The sequence below is a fragment of the Proteus sp. G2674 genome, assembly GCF_009915195.1.
Lineage (GTDB): Bacteria > Pseudomonadota > Gammaproteobacteria > Enterobacterales > Enterobacteriaceae > Proteus > Proteus mirabilis.
In genome coordinates this window covers 41,037-58,423 of sequence record NZ_JAABLS010000016.1, presented here as the reverse complement: position 1 = coordinate 58,423, position 17,387 = coordinate 41,037, and the positions used below count along the sequence as shown (strand labels likewise).

13 protein-coding genes and 1 pseudogene are annotated in these 17,387 nt (G+C 40.2%); 6 read left to right on the top strand and 8 right to left on the bottom strand.

Features of this window, described 5'->3' with window-relative positions:
- Positions 1–234: pseudogene (locus GWI58_RS07415) on the bottom strand (signal recognition particle-docking protein FtsY); the annotation flags it as partial.
- A gap of 227 nt (positions 235–461) precedes the next feature.
- Here GWI58_RS07415 and rsmD point away from each other — a divergent pair.
- Together rsmD and GWI58_RS07405 are read left to right on the top strand one after the other, a co-directional pair.
- Positions 462–1,046, top strand: a complete 585-nt coding sequence (gene rsmD / locus GWI58_RS07410; RefSeq protein ID WP_004252744.1) for a 16S rRNA (guanine(966)-N(2))-methyltransferase — start codon at positions 462–464, stop codon at positions 1,044–1,046.
- A gap of 17 nt (positions 1,047–1,063) precedes the next feature.
- Complete coding sequence (locus tag GWI58_RS07405) at positions 1,064–1,357, top strand: DUF1145 family protein (RefSeq protein WP_004248877.1); 294 nt, start codon at positions 1,064–1,066, stop codon at positions 1,355–1,357.
- A gap of 63 nt (positions 1,358–1,420) precedes the next feature.
- On the opposite strand, the gene GWI58_RS07400 is transcribed toward GWI58_RS07405, so the two are convergent.
- Positions 1,421–1,825 carry a DUF2500 family protein gene (locus GWI58_RS07400; RefSeq protein WP_017628207.1) on the bottom strand — a complete coding sequence of 135 codons (405 nt, stop codon included), beginning with the start codon at positions 1,823–1,825 and terminating at the stop codon, positions 1,421–1,423.
- Between the two features lie 146 nt (positions 1,826–1,971).
- On the opposite strand from GWI58_RS07400, the gene GWI58_RS07395 reads away from it, so the two are divergent.
- Together GWI58_RS07395 and GWI58_RS07390 are read left to right on the top strand one after the other, a co-directional pair.
- On the top strand, positions 1,972–2,598 hold the full coding sequence (locus GWI58_RS07395; protein WP_004248875.1) for a lysoplasmalogenase: 627 nt from the start codon (positions 1,972–1,974) through the stop codon (positions 2,596–2,598).
- A 170-nt stretch (positions 2,599–2,768) separates the two neighbouring features.
- Positions 2,769–5,159, top strand: a complete 2,391-nt coding sequence (locus GWI58_RS07390) for a zinc/cadmium/mercury/lead-transporting ATPase (protein WP_161769046.1) — start codon at positions 2,769–2,771, stop codon at positions 5,157–5,159.
- A gap of 86 nt (positions 5,160–5,245) precedes the next feature.
- Here GWI58_RS07390 and GWI58_RS07385 read toward each other — a convergent pair whose 3' ends face one another.
- The 3 genes from GWI58_RS07385 to tusA all read right to left on the bottom strand — a co-directional run bounded on the left by GWI58_RS07385 (position 5,246) and on the right by tusA (position 10,510).
- Positions 5,246–8,380 (bottom strand): efflux RND transporter permease subunit, encoded by a 3,135-nt coding sequence (locus tag GWI58_RS07385; protein ID WP_094959947.1) that lies wholly within the window; start codon positions 8,378–8,380, stop codon positions 5,246–5,248.
- A gap of 25 nt (positions 8,381–8,405) precedes the next feature.
- Entirely contained in the window at positions 8,406–9,545 is a 1,140-nt protein-coding gene (locus GWI58_RS07380; protein ID WP_161769045.1) for an efflux RND transporter periplasmic adaptor subunit, read from the bottom strand.
- A 710-nt stretch (positions 9,546–10,255) separates the two neighbouring features.
- The gene (tusA, locus tag GWI58_RS07375) at positions 10,256–10,510 is read right to left on the bottom strand and encodes a sulfurtransferase TusA (protein ID WP_004245397.1); all 255 of its coding nucleotides are present in this window, start codon (positions 10,508–10,510) and stop codon (positions 10,256–10,258) included.
- Between the two features lie 210 nt (positions 10,511–10,720).
- On the opposite strand from tusA, the gene GWI58_RS07365 reads away from it, so the two are divergent.
- Together GWI58_RS07365 and GWI58_RS07360 are read left to right on the top strand one after the other, a co-directional pair.
- Positions 10,721–11,395: a 7-cyano-7-deazaguanine/7-aminomethyl-7-deazaguanine transporter gene (locus tag GWI58_RS07365; RefSeq protein ID WP_004245400.1), complete on the top strand. Its 675-nt coding sequence runs from the start codon at positions 10,721–10,723 to the stop codon at positions 11,393–11,395.
- A gap of 319 nt (positions 11,396–11,714) precedes the next feature.
- Positions 11,715–12,818 (top strand): glycerol dehydrogenase, encoded by a 1,104-nt coding sequence (locus GWI58_RS07360; RefSeq protein WP_004245401.1) that lies wholly within the window; start codon positions 11,715–11,717, stop codon positions 12,816–12,818.
- 155 nt (positions 12,819–12,973) lie between these two features.
- Here the strand turns inward: GWI58_RS07360 and glpC are convergent, their stop codons facing one another.
- Genes glpC through glpA form a run of 3 tightly spaced genes read right to left on the bottom strand, consistent with a single transcriptional unit; the run spans position 12,974 to position 17,119 of the window.
- Positions 12,974–14,167 (bottom strand): anaerobic glycerol-3-phosphate dehydrogenase subunit GlpC, encoded by a 1,194-nt coding sequence (gene glpC, locus GWI58_RS07355; RefSeq protein WP_004245402.1) that lies wholly within the window; start codon positions 14,165–14,167, stop codon positions 12,974–12,976.
- The gene (gene glpB, locus GWI58_RS07350; RefSeq protein ID WP_004248872.1) at positions 14,164–15,471 is read right to left on the bottom strand and encodes a glycerol-3-phosphate dehydrogenase subunit GlpB; all 1,308 of its coding nucleotides are present in this window, start codon (positions 15,469–15,471) and stop codon (positions 14,164–14,166) included. The genes glpC and glpB overlap by 4 nt, the downstream gene beginning before the upstream one ends.
- The gene (gene glpA / locus GWI58_RS07345) at positions 15,461–17,119 is read right to left on the bottom strand and encodes an anaerobic glycerol-3-phosphate dehydrogenase subunit A (RefSeq protein ID WP_004245405.1); all 1,659 of its coding nucleotides are present in this window, start codon (positions 17,117–17,119) and stop codon (positions 15,461–15,463) included. The genes glpB and glpA overlap by 11 nt, the downstream gene beginning before the upstream one ends.
- Positions 17,120–17,387 lie beyond the last annotated feature (268 nt).

Sequence of the window (17,387 nt, the reverse complement as noted above, 5' to 3'; positions counted from 1 at the left end):
ACGTGCCTGCTCTGCACGTTCAGCAGCTAATTTTTCAGCTTCTGCTCTTTGCGCTTCTTGGCGCGCTTGTTCAGCTTCTAGTTGCGCTTGACGTTGAGCTTCTTCTTCGGCTAAGCGCGCCTGCTCTGCACGTTCGGCCTCTAAACGTTGTTGTTCTTTCTCTTGTGCAGTATTTTCTTCTTTATTACGGCCAAATCCGAGCCACGAGAAAAAACCTTTTTTTTCTTTTGCCATTAGCTACTAAACTCCTCGCACTAAATCATGGCGCGATAACATTGACGATATTAAAAATAATAATGAAGTCTATCATTTGATCGAGGATAAACGCATCTTTTATACGAATTTTATGGTAAATTATTCGCGCTTAAATCAAGGTAAGTTATCAAGTTATCAACAAACTTGTTCCTTGAAACATTAAAACACGCCAAAATTCACGCTTAAACGATATATATCAGAAAAATATGGCTAAGAAACCACAAAAAACGCCGATGGGACAAATCAGAATAATCGGAGGTAAATGGCGTGGTCGGAAACTTCCTGTGCTTGATAGCCAAGGATTACGTCCCACCACCGATAGAGTCAAAGAAACACTGTTTAATTGGCTTATGCCCGTTATTCAGGACGCTCGTTGCTTAGATTGCTTTGCCGGCAGTGGTGGGCTAGGTATTGAAGCACTCTCTCGCTATGCAAAAGAAACGACATTCATTGAATTCGACCGTAAAGTCGCGCAACAAATTACTGCTAATTTAGCGCTGCTTGGCGCTGATAATGGGCATGTTATTCAAGATAGTGCGTTAAATTATCTAGCTAAACAAGGTACTGCATATGATGTGGTGTTTTTAGATCCTCCTTTTCATCAAGGTATGTTGGCAAACACCCTGCAATTATTAGAAAATAACCAATGGTTAGCCGAAGGTTGTTATATTTATATTGAAGAAGAAGTAAACGCACAGGTTTATTCTTTACCAGAAAATTGGCGATTACATAGAGAAAAAATCGCAGGCCAAGTCGCCTATCGTCTCTATATTCGCAATTTATCTGCTTAATTTGTTATGGAGCTGCTATGTTAATCTTTTTAGGTCGATTTTTAATGATCGGTGTGTGGGGATTTCTTTGTTTAAATCTTATTTCCCCATTCCCTAAACCTTTAAAGTACTTTATGGATATCGCATTAATCTTTATGGTGATTATGCACGGCTTACAAATTGCCATGTATAAAGCAGGCCAACCCGAAGATAAAAAACCTTCTGGCTTACTCCAATTTAAGATCTTCTTTTTTGGTATTTTTGAGCTATTGAGAATACAAAAAGAGTTGCGCAAAGAGTATCTAGAAAAACAAAAAAATAAAAACCAATAACTATCGTCTATTCAAGTCACTGGGGATAACACGCTAACTCCCCAGTTTCTTATGCTCTGATGCTTATTTAGCTGATGTTTTACTACTCTCATTATCTGGTGCATCTGTTTCAAACTGCACGAAACGACTACCTTGCATAAATAATCGCCCTTTCATCTCCAGCGCTACATTTGAGAAAGTGGTTTTATCCACACGTAAGATAATATCTTGCTGAGAGTCCGTTGTTAAACGGAAAGTCACTTGATAGTAATAGGTTGTTTCTGGCCCATTAATATCATTTTCTCTTGAACGCCGATCGTTTTTCGGTATTTGTTGCTTATCAACAACTTCTACCATATATAATTTAACGGGTGAATTATCATCACTGATACGCTGTTTTCTTTGCTCAAAAAAACGATATGTTGCGCTAGCGATAATGATAATCAGCACCGCGATACCTAACATTCCCGCTTTATTCATTACACTCATTCCTATTATCGTTATAAATTCACATTGTGCTTATCTGTAGTTAATTTTAATTAATACGCCAGTTTCTTCATTAATCGCTATTCTTAAATTATGCTTTCTGTTATGAATAATAAAAGAGTTCTCTATATAAGAATAAGGAAGATATTATGAGTTGGCCTTTTCTCGCTGTCTTATTTTCTGGGTGGCTTTATATCGATGCCGCGTATCGTGGCCCTAATTGGCAACGATGGCTATTCCGTCCTATTACGCTACTACTATTACTCCTTTGGGCATGGCAAGTCCCTGAGCATAGCATTAATAGTTATCTTATTGTCGGCGCTTTATTAGCAACATTACTTTCTGATGTATTAAAAATGTTTGAAGGTAAGTATTTACTACCTTCTTTAGCCTTGTTATTCCTAAGTTATATTCTCTACCTAATTAGTTTTGCCTTACCATTACAAATCTCTTTTTATCTTCCTTTGCTTGGTTTTGTTATCGTTGCCGCAATTATCGTGTTAGCCATCATCTGGACTAAACTGGATAAATTTGCCATTCCTGTATTACTGACTTTATTAGCGGCTTTTGCGATGTTTTGGGTTGCAGGAGAGAAATTCTTCTACCTGAGCAACGACTACAACTTTTCTATCATGATAGGCTCACTCTTGTTAGTAATTGCTTACTCTATTTGGCTTATCAACCGTTTCCGCTTCTCTTTTTCAGCCTCTAAAGGACTGGTAAGTGCCTGTTACTTTATTGGTCACTTCTTTATTGTTAGAGCCCTTTTTCTGTAACACCCTTATCCCTTGTTTCTTTATCAATAGAAACAAGGGATTAATTGATTTAACAAATCCGCACTTTTTGACAATCAATACGCTCTGTTTATCTTGACTCTGGACTCTACTCCAAGCTGTAAAGTATCGGTAATTGATAAAACTGTACTTTGTTGAACGAGGAGAGGCGTATGTCTAAACACGCTCATCAACACGATAACCATAAACATACCGATGCTTGCTGTTCAAGCTCTCAATGCTGCTCTAATCAGGCAGATAATAGTAGTATGCACTCACATACTGAAAGTGGACACACTCATAGCAAAATCGATAAGAGTGATCCTGAATGTGAAGAAGAACATCATCATGGCCATCAACATGAGCATAATCATCACGCTCATGATGGTCATGATCATGCCCATGGCTGTTGTGACAGCAACGCCCCTGTCTCTAATGTAGAGCCTGAAAAAATTGCACAGCAACGTTTTAGTTGGAAAGTGCAAGGAATGGATTGCCCAAGCTGCGCACAAAAGATAGAGACAGCAGTACTGAAAGTGGTCGGCGTTAAACAAGCGAAGATCTTGTTTGCCACTGAAAAACTGGTTGTCGATGCTGATACCGATTTACGTACTGATGTGATTAGTGCCGTTAAAAGTGCCGGTTTTGAACTATTTGATATCTCATCAGCGGGATCTCAGCCTCCTGCAAAACAAAGCCTCTTAAAAGAGAGCTCATTCGTCATTATCTTAGCGATTTTAATGGCGATAAGTTGGGGGGCCGAGTTTATTGATCCACAAGCAGGTCGCGCTGCCTTTATTGCAACGACATTAATCGGGTTATTCCCTATTGTAAAAAAATCGCTACGACTCATTCGTAGTGGTACCCCATTCGCGATTGAAACCTTGATGAGTGTTGCGGCTATTGGGGCACTGTTTATTAATGCCACCGAAGAAGCGGCAATGGTAATTTTGCTGTTTATGATTGGCGAAATGCTTGAGTCTTACGCTGCGGGTCGTGCACGCCGCGGAGTCAGCGCATTAATGGCTCTTGTACCAGAAGAAGCGGTGGTAATAAAAGAGGGTAAAAAACAGACAGTCCCTGTAGCTCAATTGCGCCCCGGCGATATTATTGAAATTGCACCAGGTGCGCGCTTACCCACAGATGCCGAATTAATTACTGCTTTTGCAAGTTTTGATGAAAGCGCATTAACGGGTGAATCGGTGCCGGTCGAACGTTTACAGGGTGAAAAAGTCGCTGCTGGCTGTTTATCTGTTGATCGCTCGGTGCAAATGAAAGTGGTCTCTGAGCAGGGGCAAAATGCCATCGATCGTATTTTACAACTGATCGAAGAAGCAGAAGAGCGTAAAGCGCCCATTGAACGTTTTGTTGACCGTTTCAGTCGCTATTACACACCACTGATTATGCTGTTTTCCGCATTAGTGATCATTATTCCACCTTTGTTATTCGCTCAACCTTGGGAAACTTGGTTCTACCGTGGTTTAACACTGTTATTAATTGGTTGTCCTTGTGCTCTGGTTATTTCAACACCAGCCGCCATTACATCAGCACTGGCAGCAGCAACAAAACGAGGTGCCTTAATTAAAGGTGGTGCAGCACTTGAACAACTGGGCACAGTCAATATCGTTGCTCTAGATAAAACAGGCACATTAACAGAGGGTAAACCTCAAGTCACTGATGTCATAGCAAATGCAGGCTTTAATGAGAAAGAACTACTGATGTTGGCTTCTTCTGTAGAAGTTGGCTCTCATCACCCTCTCGCAAAAGCCATTATTAATAAAGCACAAGAGCAACAAATTGATGTTGTGGAAGCCGATAATCGCAAGGCTTTAGCGGGTAAAGGGATTGAAGGTTATTTAAATAATCAACATATTCTGGTCAGTGCCCCAACACAATTATCAGAAACCACACCATTATCTGCACAATGGCAACAACAAGTCGCTCGTCTTGAAGATGAAGGCAAAACCGTTGTGGTGGTATTAAAAGAAGATCAGTTCATTGGTGTGATTGCGATGCAAGATACATTGCGCAACGATGCTATCGAATCAATGAAAGTGTTGAAATCGATGAATATCAATGCCGTGATGTTAACCGGTGATAACCCAAGAGCAGCGGCTGCGATTGCACAAAAACTGGGTATGGATTTCCGTGCAGGATTGCTCCCTGAAGATAAAGTCACCTCAGTGATGGAAATCAGTCAAACACATAACACAATGATGGTGGGTGATGGTATTAATGATGCACCAGCAATGAAAGCGGCTACCATTGGTGTTGCGATGGGAAGTGGTACAGATGTCGCTTTAGAAACTGCCGACGCAGCATTAACCCATAACCGTTTAACTGGCTTACCCGAAATTATTCAGCTATCTCGTGCAACACGTAAAATTATCCGTGAAAACATTACCATAGCATTGGGTTTAAAAGCGATATTCTTAGTAACCAGTTTATTCGGTATCACTGGACTTTGGGTTGCCGTATTGGCTGACTCAGGAGCAACAGCTTTAGTGACCGCCAATGCCGTAAGACTATTAAAAGTTAAACTAAAATCTCCTCACCAAGATTAAACTAACCTAAAAATAAAACCCAAACCACAGTCATTGCTATGGTTTGGGTTATTTTTACGCTTAAATCTCACTGCGAGATAATTCTATTACTTATCTATTTCCTCAATACTCACATGTGCTTTTTTTCGTGAAAATAGTTTAACCACAAAGACATAGAACAGTGGTACAAAGAAAATAGCCAAGAAAGTGGATGCAAGCATACCGCCAATTACCCCTGTTGCAACAGAGTGCTGACTACCTTGCCCTGCGCCTGCAGCAAGTGCCATAGGTAATACCCCAAAAGTAAAGGCGAGTGAGGTCATAATGATAGGGCGTAGTCTCATTCTTGCCGCTTCTGCTGCCGCATCGATTAATGGTTTACCATCCTTCTCATAAAGATGTTTAGCAAACTCAACAATTAAGATGGCATTTTTCGCTGATAGGCCAATGGTGGTCATCAAACCTATTTGGAAATAGACATCTGAGGATAAACCTCGTAACAGTGTCGCGATAACAGCCCCTAAAATACCAAATGGCACCACTAAAGCGACAGAGAAAGGTACTGACCAACTTTCATAAAGTGCCGCTAAACTTAAGAAAACAAACAGAATTGTCATCACATATAATGCAGGTGCTTGGTCTTGTGTTTGAATTTCTTCATAAGACAGACCGCTATAGCTTAGGCTGATTTCAGATGGCAATTGTTTCATAATATCTGCAATTGCCAGCATCGCGTCACCCGTACTGTAACCTGGCGCTGGTTCACCTAAGATCTCAATCGCTGATAGCCCATTAAAACGTTCTAATTTCGGTGGCCCCATATACCATTGTGTTGTTGCAAAGGCGTTGAATGGGATCATTTCACCGCGCTGATTACGAACATGCCATTTATCCAGATCGGTTGGCAACATACGCGCTGAGGCTTCCCCTTGAAGATAAACACGTTTAACACGGCCTTCATCAATAAAATCATTTACATACATCGAGCCCCATGCGGCAGATAATGTATCGTTAATATCAGATAAACGCAGTTGTAACGCTCTTGCACGCTCTTTATCAATCACAACACGTAATTGAGGTTCATCGTTTTTACCATTCGGGCGAACATTAGTTAATACTGGACTTTGTGCTGCTAATTCGAGGAATTTATCACGAGCTTTAACCAATTCAGTATGGCCTAAACCCGCATTATCTTGTAAGTAGAAATCGAATCCCATCGCATTCCCCATCTCCATAATAGCAGGTGGTGGGAACGCAATAACCATACCATCACGGATAGAGTTAAAGTGTTGCTGTGCTCGCGCCACTAATGAGAAAACATCTTCTCCTTTTCCTTTACGCTCAGACCAATCAGCCAAGTTAACAAATGCCATACCCGCATTTTGACCACGACCTGCAAAGTTAAAGCCATTAACAGTAAATACTGTTTTAACCAGATGTTTTTCTTCGGTCAGTAAATAATCCCTAAATTCTGCCATGGTTTGTTCCATACGCTCAGCGGTACTATTTGCTGGCATACGGACTTCAATCATCACAACCCCTTGGTCTTCATTTGGTAAGAAGGCTTTAGGTAATTGCGTAAACAACCACCCTGTTCCAACGGTAATAATGAGGAAAATAAACATATAACGGCCTCGACGGTACAAGATATTGCGTACCCCCTTCTCGTAATAGTTAGTTCCTCTATCAAAGAAACGGTTGAACAGCCAGAAGAATCCGCGACGTTTCTTCTCTTTGTGTTGTGGTTTTTTCAATATTGACGCGCATAATGCGGGTGTAAATGTTAATGCAATAAGCACTGATAATGCCATCGCGACAACAATAGTCGCTGCAAACTGGCGATAAATAATCCCAGCCGATCCACCAAAAAATGCCATTGGCACAAAGACCGCAGATAAAACAAGACCAATCCCCACTAACGCCCCTTGAATTTGCGTCATCGAGAGAATGGTCGCTTCTTTTACCGAAATCGCCTGTTCATGCATGATCCGTTCAACGTTTTCAACCACAACGATGGCATCATCCACCAGCAAGCCGATTGCGAGCACCATGGCATACATCGTTAATACGTTGATAGTTAAACCTAATGCGGCTAATACACCAAAAGTTCCTAATAAAACAACCGGTATAGCCAATGTTGGTACCAAGGTTGCCCGAATATTTTGTAGGAATAGGAACATAACCAAGAACACTAAGATGGAAGCTTCGACAATCGTTCTTACCACAGAGCTAATGGACGATTTTACAGAAGGCGTTGTGTCATAAGGGAAAAGGGCTTTTACACCTTGAGGGAAAAACTGCGACTGAGCTTCCACAACCTCTTTTACTTTTTTAGACACATCAAGTAGGTTAGCTCCGGGCGCTAAGCGCATAGCCATACCCGCAGACGGTTTACCATTGTATAAGCTTGAAATAGAGAAATTATCTGCCCCTACTTCGACTTTCGCTACATCTTGTAACAGAACTTGTGAGCCATCAAGATTCACTTTTAATAGAATATGGTTGAATTCATCTACTGATACCATACGTGATGAGCTGGTAATGGTTGCGTTTAACTCAACACCTTTTAATGCCGGTAAGCCCGCTAACTGCCCGGCGGACACCTGTACATTCTCATCTTGGATAGCCGCGGCAATATCTTTCGGCATCAGGTGATAATTGGTCAGTTTATCCGGATCAAGCCAAATACGCATAGCGCGTGGTGATCCCAATAACAGAATATCCCCCATACCATCAATACGAGAAATAGGATCTTTCATATGTGAGGCAAGGTAATTACCTAAATCAAAGGCATCTAATTTTCCAGATTCATCTACAAGGGCAACCACTTGCATAAAGTTAATCTGGAATTTCACTACCCTCATCCCTTGTCGTTGTACTTCAAGGGGTAACTTAGGTGTTGCTAATTGCAGTTTATTTTGTACCTGCATCAACGCAATATCACTATCCGTACCTTGTTCAAAAGTGGCGATAACTTCAAAGCTACCATCCGTATTACTATTTGAACTTAAATAACGGAAGCCATCTAATCCGCTAAGCTCTTGCTCAATAACTTGAACAACCGTGTCTTGCACTGTTTCAGCCGATGCACCGGGATAAACTGCGGTGATCATTATCGCTGGAGCTGCAATTTCAGGATATTGACTCACAGGAAGTTTTATTAACGACAATCCTCCTGCAATCATAATAACAATAGCCATCACCCACGAAAGTATTGGCCGATTAATAAAAAATCGAGACATAATAATGTATTACCTAAATGAAGACTTACTCTAAGGTGGTCTTTAATGAAATGTTGTTAGCAGGAACCGCATTGACTTTTACGCCCGGTTTTGCACGATGATGACCTTCTGTCATGATCCTATCGCCAGCTTGTAATCCCTGTTTTATGATCCATCCATTACCTTGTGGTTTTAATATTTCAACATCTCTTGCTTGTAATACTTGTTGTTGATCAACGATATATGTGATGGATTTACCACGGGCATCAAAGGTAATCGCTTGTTGTGGCACAACAATCGCTTTCTCTTGAGTCCCTTGCATAATGCGAGCTTTGGTATACATTCCTGGTAATAATTGGTGCTGTGGATTAGGGAATTTGGCGCGTAATGTCACTGAGCCTGTACTTGGCTCAACTTGGACTTCGGAAAAACTTAATGTACCGGTATAAGGGTACTGAGAGCCATCTTCTAAAAACAGCGTCACATCCATTTTATCTTCACTATCAGTGACGACACCTTGTTGGATCAGTGACTTTAATTTCAGTTGGTTAGTAATAGGTTGGGTAATATCCACATAGATAGGATCAAGCTGTGTGATGGTCGCTAATGGCTGACTTTGTCCACTACTCACTAATGCCCCTTCACTAACAAAAGAGCGACTGATTTTGCCGCTAATAGGTGATAAAACTTGGGTATAGCCAAGGTTAATATTTGCTTGATTTAAATCGGCTTTAGCTTGATCAAGGCGTGATACTACATCGTCATATTCTTGCTGACTAATGGCATTAGTGGCACGTAAAGATTTATAACGGGCAGCTAATTTTTTCACATTATCGTAAGCCGCTTGTGCTTTAGCTACCTGAGTTTCGTAAGGTTTTTTATCTATTTGATACAGTGGTTGATCTTTTTTAACATCACTACCTTCAGTAAATAGACGTTTTTCTAAAATACCATCGACTTGTGGACGCACCTGTGAGACACGATAAGATGCCGTTCTTGCTGGCAAATCGACCGTTAATGGAAGAATTTCCTCTTTGACAGTATAGACTCCCACTTCTGGGATAGCAGGCTTGGTTGGCTGAGTCGATTGATCGTTACAGCCCATTAAGACAAAACTTACCATCATCACAGAAGTAAAAGGAATATTACAACCCTTTGTTTTAAATAAATGTTTTGTTTTTTTCATAGTTAGTGGAATTGTGCTGATAAAAAAAATACCGTACTCCCTATGCGAATGGTTTCCGGTACAACGAATTAATTAAGAACGTCATCTATTTATGGCTATTAAAATAAATAGTCTAAATATTAGATTAATAACACATACAGTTGAGATCCTTATTTATTAGAGGTTTTTGTATTTATTAATACGCTGTGAATAATGAACTTTTCAAGGTATTTTAACAAGATTATAATTTATCAATATGTGGCATTTTAAATAAATGAAAATATATCTTATTGAAATCAAACAAATTAAATAAAATAAACTCTATTATAAAAAACACTAAAATAGCATTTTTAGGAAAAACAAAAAGAGCAAAAAATTAACTAATAATTATCCCATTACCATTAAAATGATGAATAAATAAACATTTTCAAATACTATTTTCACAATAATACAAAAGAGATAAATAAAATTATTTTAATTGTTTCTTATACGAAACTAATACAATAAATCTATTAATTCACACAAACCTATAAATATAGAAAAATAATCTCTTAGAAAAAACATGACTAATTCATCATAAAACCATGGCATTTATTCATAAGGGAAATGGATTTTATATGAGGTATAAAAAGGCAAGGAGAGCTACTTTTGCCTTGGAAGAAAGAGCCACAAGCGAGACAAGCCATGCTTTATCTCGCTTGATAAGCGTGTTTTTTACCAGATAAGCTGATTTACAGCTGACCCTCTTTTTTGCGGATCAAATAACGATAAGGTGTTGCTTGCGTCTCTTGCTGTAATAGGTCATGTTCCATAAAACGACAAAAACCGGGAATATCACGCACTGTCGCCGGATCATCAGCAATCACCAACAGTGTTTCCCCCTGAGCCATATTTCTTATGGTCTTACGCACTAACATAACAGGCTCAGGACAACGTAGTCCTAAGGTATCTAATGTTTTTGTCGCATCATCAAATTGGGCATTCATTGTATTAACCATTTTTTCGCACTAACAGATAGCACTATTATATCTCGCTTTGCCTCGCACATCACGGCACATTCATCAACTTCACGTTGAGTTATCGCCGATCTTTGCTTTTGTTGCGCAACAAGAGTATGATGCGCATCCTCTCCTGATGAGAGAAAATCATACGTTTTATTGGGTTCCCTCACCCCAATCACTAAAAAGGTACAATTTATGTATAGGTTTACCTCCCGCCAAAAAGCGGCGGCGCTATTATGGCTTTCGTTATTTCATATATTGATAATTACTTCTAGTAACTATCTTGTTCAATTGCCTATTTCTATTTTTGGCTTCCATACCACATGGGGTGCATTTACTTTTCCATTTATTTTCTTAGCGACAGATTTAACTGTTCGTATCTATGGAGCCCCTCTGGCAAGACGCATTATTACTGCCGTTATGATACCGGCATTAGCTATTTCCTACCTAATATCAACACTCTTTTTCCAAGGAAGTTGGCAAGGTTTTGCCTCACTCAATGATTTTAATATCATGGTGGCAAGAATAGCGACTGCAAGCTTTATGGCGTATGTGTTAGGGCAAATTATGGATGTTTCTGTCTTTAATCGTTTAAGACAGCAACAAAAATGGTGGGTTGCACCAAGTGCAGCGATGTTTTTTGGTAATTTCTTAGATACTGTTGCCTTCTTTTTTATTGCCTTTTATCGCAGTACAGATGCGTTTATGGCGGCCAATTGGGTCGAAATAGCGCTTGTGGATTACACTTTTAAATTGACGATTTGTATGCTGTTTTTCTTACCGGCCTATGGCGTATTATTGAACTTTATTTTGCGCTATTTTTTTGCACAAGAAAATCAACAACAAAGCTATGCTCAAATCCGTCCTTAGCTGATTGATTCCCCCAATAAGGCTTTATTCTTTGCACAATAAAGCCTTAGCTTACTTTTACCAATACCTTGATCTACCGGCAATAAATACCATTATTTAGCATAATAAGTGAAGACACCGCACTACTATTGATGAATGATAAAGAGTAAGACTTTTATTGCCTAGCAATACAAAAATTAACCCGTTTCAATATAATATTTTTATTATCAATTAAACTATTAAAGTATTCTGGATCATCTCAGCTTTTTTCCATCTCGGTTAAGATGATATTCCCCGCCATAAAGATTTTTTACTCTTTTGAAGATAGTAGGAGTCTATTATGTTAAAAGTTATTCAATCCCCAGCGAAGTATATCCAAGGGCCTGATGCGTTATATCATATTGGGAAATATACAAAACCTTTGGGTGAGAGAGCATTGATTATCGCTGATAAGTTTGTCATGGATCTGGCTGGCAGCATCGTCAAAGACAGCATGACACAGTATGAAGTCAATGGACACTTTGAACAGTTTCACGGTGAATGTACACATAAAGAGATTGACCGCTTAGTTGAGATAGCCAAACAACAAGCCGCTCTTGTTATCATTGGTGTTGGGGGAGGAAAAACCCTTGATACCGCCAAAGCCGTCGCCTATAAATGCCAGTTACCTGTGGTGATCTCTCCGACTATCGCATCAACCGATGCCCCTACTAGCGCACTTTCTGTTATTTATACAGAACTAGGCGCATTTGATAGCTATCTTTTCTACCCGAAAAATCCTGATATCGTTGTTATGGATACCAATGTAATTGCCTCAGCACCACCACGTTTATTAGTGGCAGGGATGGGAGATGCCTTAGCGACCTATTTTGAAGCAAGAGCCTGTAGTCGAGCACAAAAGCAAACAATGGCTGGAGGTAAAACCACCCTTGCAGCACTGGCATTAGCAGAGCTTTGTTATCACACCCTACTTGAAGATGGCTATAAAGCCAAACTTGCCGTCAGCCGTAGTGTGTGTACTACTGCGGTTGAAAATATTATCGAAGCAAATACCTTTTTAAGCGGTATTGGTTTTGAAAGTGCCGGATTAGCCGCCGCACATGCAATACATAATGGTTTCACTGCATTAGAAGAGTGCCATGCAATGTATCACGGTGAAAAAGTCGCCTTTGGTACTTTAGTTCAACTAGTGCTAGAAAATAGCCCGTTAGAAGAGATCGAAGAAGTACTCGATTTCTGTGTTCAAGTTGGCTTACCTGTTACCTTAGAAGAATTAGGCGTACATGCTACAGGTGATGAATTAAATGAAAAAATCATGGCTGTCGCAGAATTAAGCTGTGCAGAAGGTGAAACAATTTACAATATGCCATTTGATGTTGATTCCGATAAAGTGTTTGCGGCGATTATGGCAGCAGACCAATTAGGACGTGAGTGGTTATATTAAGGATTAATATTAATGGCACCAACAGGGTGCTCTGTACCCTGTTGACTCACAATGTGGTGTAAAGTAATAAAAAAGGGAATAAAAGGTCGACTTTTATTCCCAAATTGCTTGTTATTGTGATCAGTGACTACGTTATTGTTATCTCATTAATTTTTCTACAATGCCCGAGCTAATAAGCTAATTGGGTGTTCACATTTTTTGGTTGTTGACATTTCTATTTGCCATTTACAGGTTTCGCAATCTGTAATGACTAAATCACAACCACTCTCTTCAATTTGACGGAATAATCCCGCCCCAATGCCTTGCGCAACATCGTAGTTTTCGGATTTAAAACCATAAGTACCGGCAATACCACAACATTGTGAATCTAATACAATCACTTCTACCCCAGGAATACGTTTGATTAAATCAATGGAGTAAGCCGCCCACCCCATTTTTTCCATATGGCAAGGGGTATGATAAACCACTTTTAATGGGGTATGTTTTAATGGTAATTCACGCCCTTCTTCCAATAACCGATAAATATAACGTGTTGCTAATTCTATATTTTCCCGTACTTTTGAAGTATCAATATCTAGAATATGTTCATATTCATCACGAATAGTGAAAGTACAAGTAGAAGATGTAGCAACAACCGGAATGTTGTTCTCCACAATTTTTTCTGTCAGAGATTCAAGGTTTACGGTAGCTTGTTTTTTCGCTTGTTTCACAAAGCCGTTGGCAATTAATGCAACACCACAACATTTTTCACGTTTTAATAGTTGAACACCAATATCCATTTTATTGAATACTTTAACTAAATCTTTCCCTAATTGAGGGTGATTGTAGTTAGCATAGCAACCGTGGAAAAACGCAACCTGATCTTTAAAGCGTGCTTGCTCTTCAACCTGTTTTTTCATCCATGTTCTAAATGTACCAAAAGAGTATTTGGGTAATTCACGACGATGGTCGATTTTAAGCGCTTTATCCAAGATTTTACGTACTGGTTTTAATCCGGTAATAGTGTTAACAATCGGCGCCATTGGCGTAGAGAGCGTTCCCATTAAATCAGTATGGCTTAAAATAGCATCACGAATTTTAGGTGTTTTAGGATTATAGTTAAGTTTAGCACGGGAAATGATATCCCCTATTTTTACATCTGAAGGACATGCCACTTCACAACGTTTACAGTTAGTACAGTATTTCAGTGCTTCATCATAAAGCATGGGATCTTTTAAGCGTAAACGCTCACCATCAGGGCCTGCTTGTTTAGGTCCAGGATAGAGTGGATTGACCTTTGCCACAGGACAATAGGTCGTACAAACTGTACATTTAATGCAACTTTCAAAACTGGTATCTTGTAAACTCATAGTACTGCCTCCACAGCCGCAGATGTGGTGTGCTGCGATTTATCACTCTGTAATATTTGTTGAGCTGCATAGAGTGCACTTATCATGGAGACACCTGCACCACAGCCTTCGTTTAGAGGATCAAAACCACCTAAAAGCGCCCCCACCGCATAGACATTGTCTAACGCTTCACCATATTTTAACGGTCTTAATTGACTATCTGTATTAACACCAAATCGCATATAAGGCTGTTTGGCAAACACATTGACTTGTGTCCACTCATTACGCGGTAAGCTTTCTAACAAATCTAATTCCATTAATGGCTCGTAAATACGATCAAATTCCGCAATTAAGCCATTATTGAAAAAACTGCCTGTGGCTAATACGACATGCTCGCTACGGATAGGGATATCAGTATGATTACGGGTATGAATACCGACAACCTTATTACCAACTAAATCGGCTTCTTCTGCGCGATCACCCGGCATGATCAAACCACCTGCTTGTTGAAAACGCAGTTTTAGTGCCTGATGTAGGCGAATACCTAATAATGAAGGCGGTAATGTCGGTAATAGACAAATTGGTTTACCCACACACTCTTGTAATAAATTAACTGGCGCTTCTTCATCTAGCCCGATACATGCAGGTAGTACAATCGCCTCAACACTATTATCTATGTGTTTAATTAATTCTTCTGCTAATGCTTGCGTGTTTTCAGGCTTATCTAAATAGCGCGCAATATTAATTGCTCTAAACTCACTTGGATTATCACGTAGTCTATCCAATAAAGGTAAATGAATGTGATAAGGAATGGCCTCAATACCTTGTTCATTTAAAGTACTACTTGCAAACTGAGGTTGAAAATCCAAGAATCCCTCAATCCCCACCACCGCTATTTTTTTCCATGGGAATGGTTGATTAACGCTATAAGTCGGCACGCGCTGTGGGCTCATCCAACTCATGCGAGAACGTCCAACCGGGGTAATACGGTAATGGTTTTCATCACCGTTACCTTTATAGTCTAAATTTCTCGTTGTTGATAACAGCGTTTGCGCTTGCTCTATCAATTGAGTGACATTTGCTTCACCAATACGACTATATGGGTGCTCTGGTGCTTGTTGTGCCAGTGTTGATAACGCTTGTTTCGGATGAGAAACTGGCGTGCCATCAGGAAGATGCGTTAATAAATCCAGTGATCCAGATGAAAAATGTAACGCACTTTGTCCATTACTGATAATGGCGCAAGATTTGCCCGCTTCAGCAAGGCGGATCCCCGCAGTCAGTCCCGCTAATCCGCTTCCTATAATGATAACGTCAAATTTCATCATCGGCCTCCACTGAAGCTGTTTTATCAATCATATCGGCATCTAAGCCACATAAACCTTGGTACACCCAACTGGTAAACTCACTTTCACGTAATGCATTACCCCATGCGATAGGACGAATACCTTTCCAACGTTCATTTAGAAAATGGGCAAGTTGTTGTTCGGAGCCATGAGGCGTTGTGACTTGTAAACGATTTAATAATCCTGCAGCGCGACAAGCACATAACTCACCTTGGCAAGTTCCCATTCCCACACGAGTACGACGGCGTAAATCGAGCAAATTATTCACGGTTAAAGAATTCACTGCATAACGAACTTCACCGGCCGTGACCGCTTCACATTCACACACTAAGCTTTTATCAATACGCTCATTACTCAATAATTTATTGGCTAAATCGCCATGACGATAAACCGCTGAGCCTCGAATTGGCGCCGGTAACGACACCACACTACGCAATGCTTGCTCTGCTGATTGGCGAGAGCCAGGCAGTGGCTCTTCAGCCGTGGTACATTTTGCTGAAATATTTAATTTCTCACAGATCTTGTTTGTGGCCCATTCAGCCATTAATCGGTAAGTCATTAATTTACCACCCGTTATGGTGATAAAGCCCTCGAGTCCATCCCGTTGTGCATGGTCAAGTAATACAATACCGCGGCTCACATTACGACCAGAAGGATCATCGTCGCTGGCCACTAAAGGACGTACACCGGCATAAGCACGTAAAATACGAGTTTGAGCCAGTTTAGGTGCCAGCATTGAACCTTCACGGATCAGGATATCAACCTCTTCAGGGGTGACATACATATTGTCGATTTCATCATAAGGAACGCGAGTTGAGGTGGTTCCTATTAATGAGATGGTATCGCCAGGCACTAAAATATCGGCATCCGCAGGCTTACGACAGCGGTTGATCACCATATTATTGATACGGTGTCCTAAAATCAGTAATGCCCCTTTTGCTGGGAACATGCGGACTTTTAAATCACCATATTCTGCAATTTTTTGTCCCCATATTCCTCCGGCATTGGCCACTATTTGTGCGCGGATCTCATACATATTTTTAGATTGATGATCATAAACACGTACACCTTTCACACGGTCGCCTTCACGGATCAAGCCCATCACTTCATGATAAGTGAGTACTTGCGCGCCATGTTCACGTGCATCTAACATATTGGCCGCCGTTAAGCGGAAAGGATCAACCGTACCATCAGGTACTTTAACCGCACCAATAAGATTAGGATTCACCGAAGGCTCTAAGCGAATAGCTTCTTCAGGTGAAATGGCTTGAGCATCAATACCTGCCGCTTGGCAAGATTGAATAAAGGTTTGTTGGAATTCTAACGAATCTTCAGGGAGAGTAATAAAAAGGCCATCCGTTTTTTCAACACAATGACGAGCGACCCGTTTTAAGATCATGTTTTCTTCTATACACTCACGCGCTGATTCCGGATCGGTCACTGCATAGCGTGCGCCACTATGTAATAAACCATGGTTTCGACCGGTTGCACCGGTTGCGATATCGTGTCTTTCCAGTAGGATACAGCGTAATCCACGACGAGCACAGTCTCTTGCCATGCCTGCCCCCGTAGCTCCACCGCCGATAATAATGACATCTGTTTCTGTCACTGGTGAACCGCTCATCATAGAGATGCCCTCTCACATTACATTCAGCAAACGCTTAATTATTCTTTAACGTTAATTATAGTGTATAAGATACACAAAAAATGTGGTTAATGTTTGATAATGAGCAAAAACGAAAGAGAAACGCTCATGAGTGAAAAATTAAAACGACATATGTGATACTAATCACAAATTATTTACCAGAAAGTGTTTCATAAAGTTAACATATCACTCAAAATTACACATCTTGAAAAATTATTCGACAACTGAGTATTACTTCACAGTAAATTTA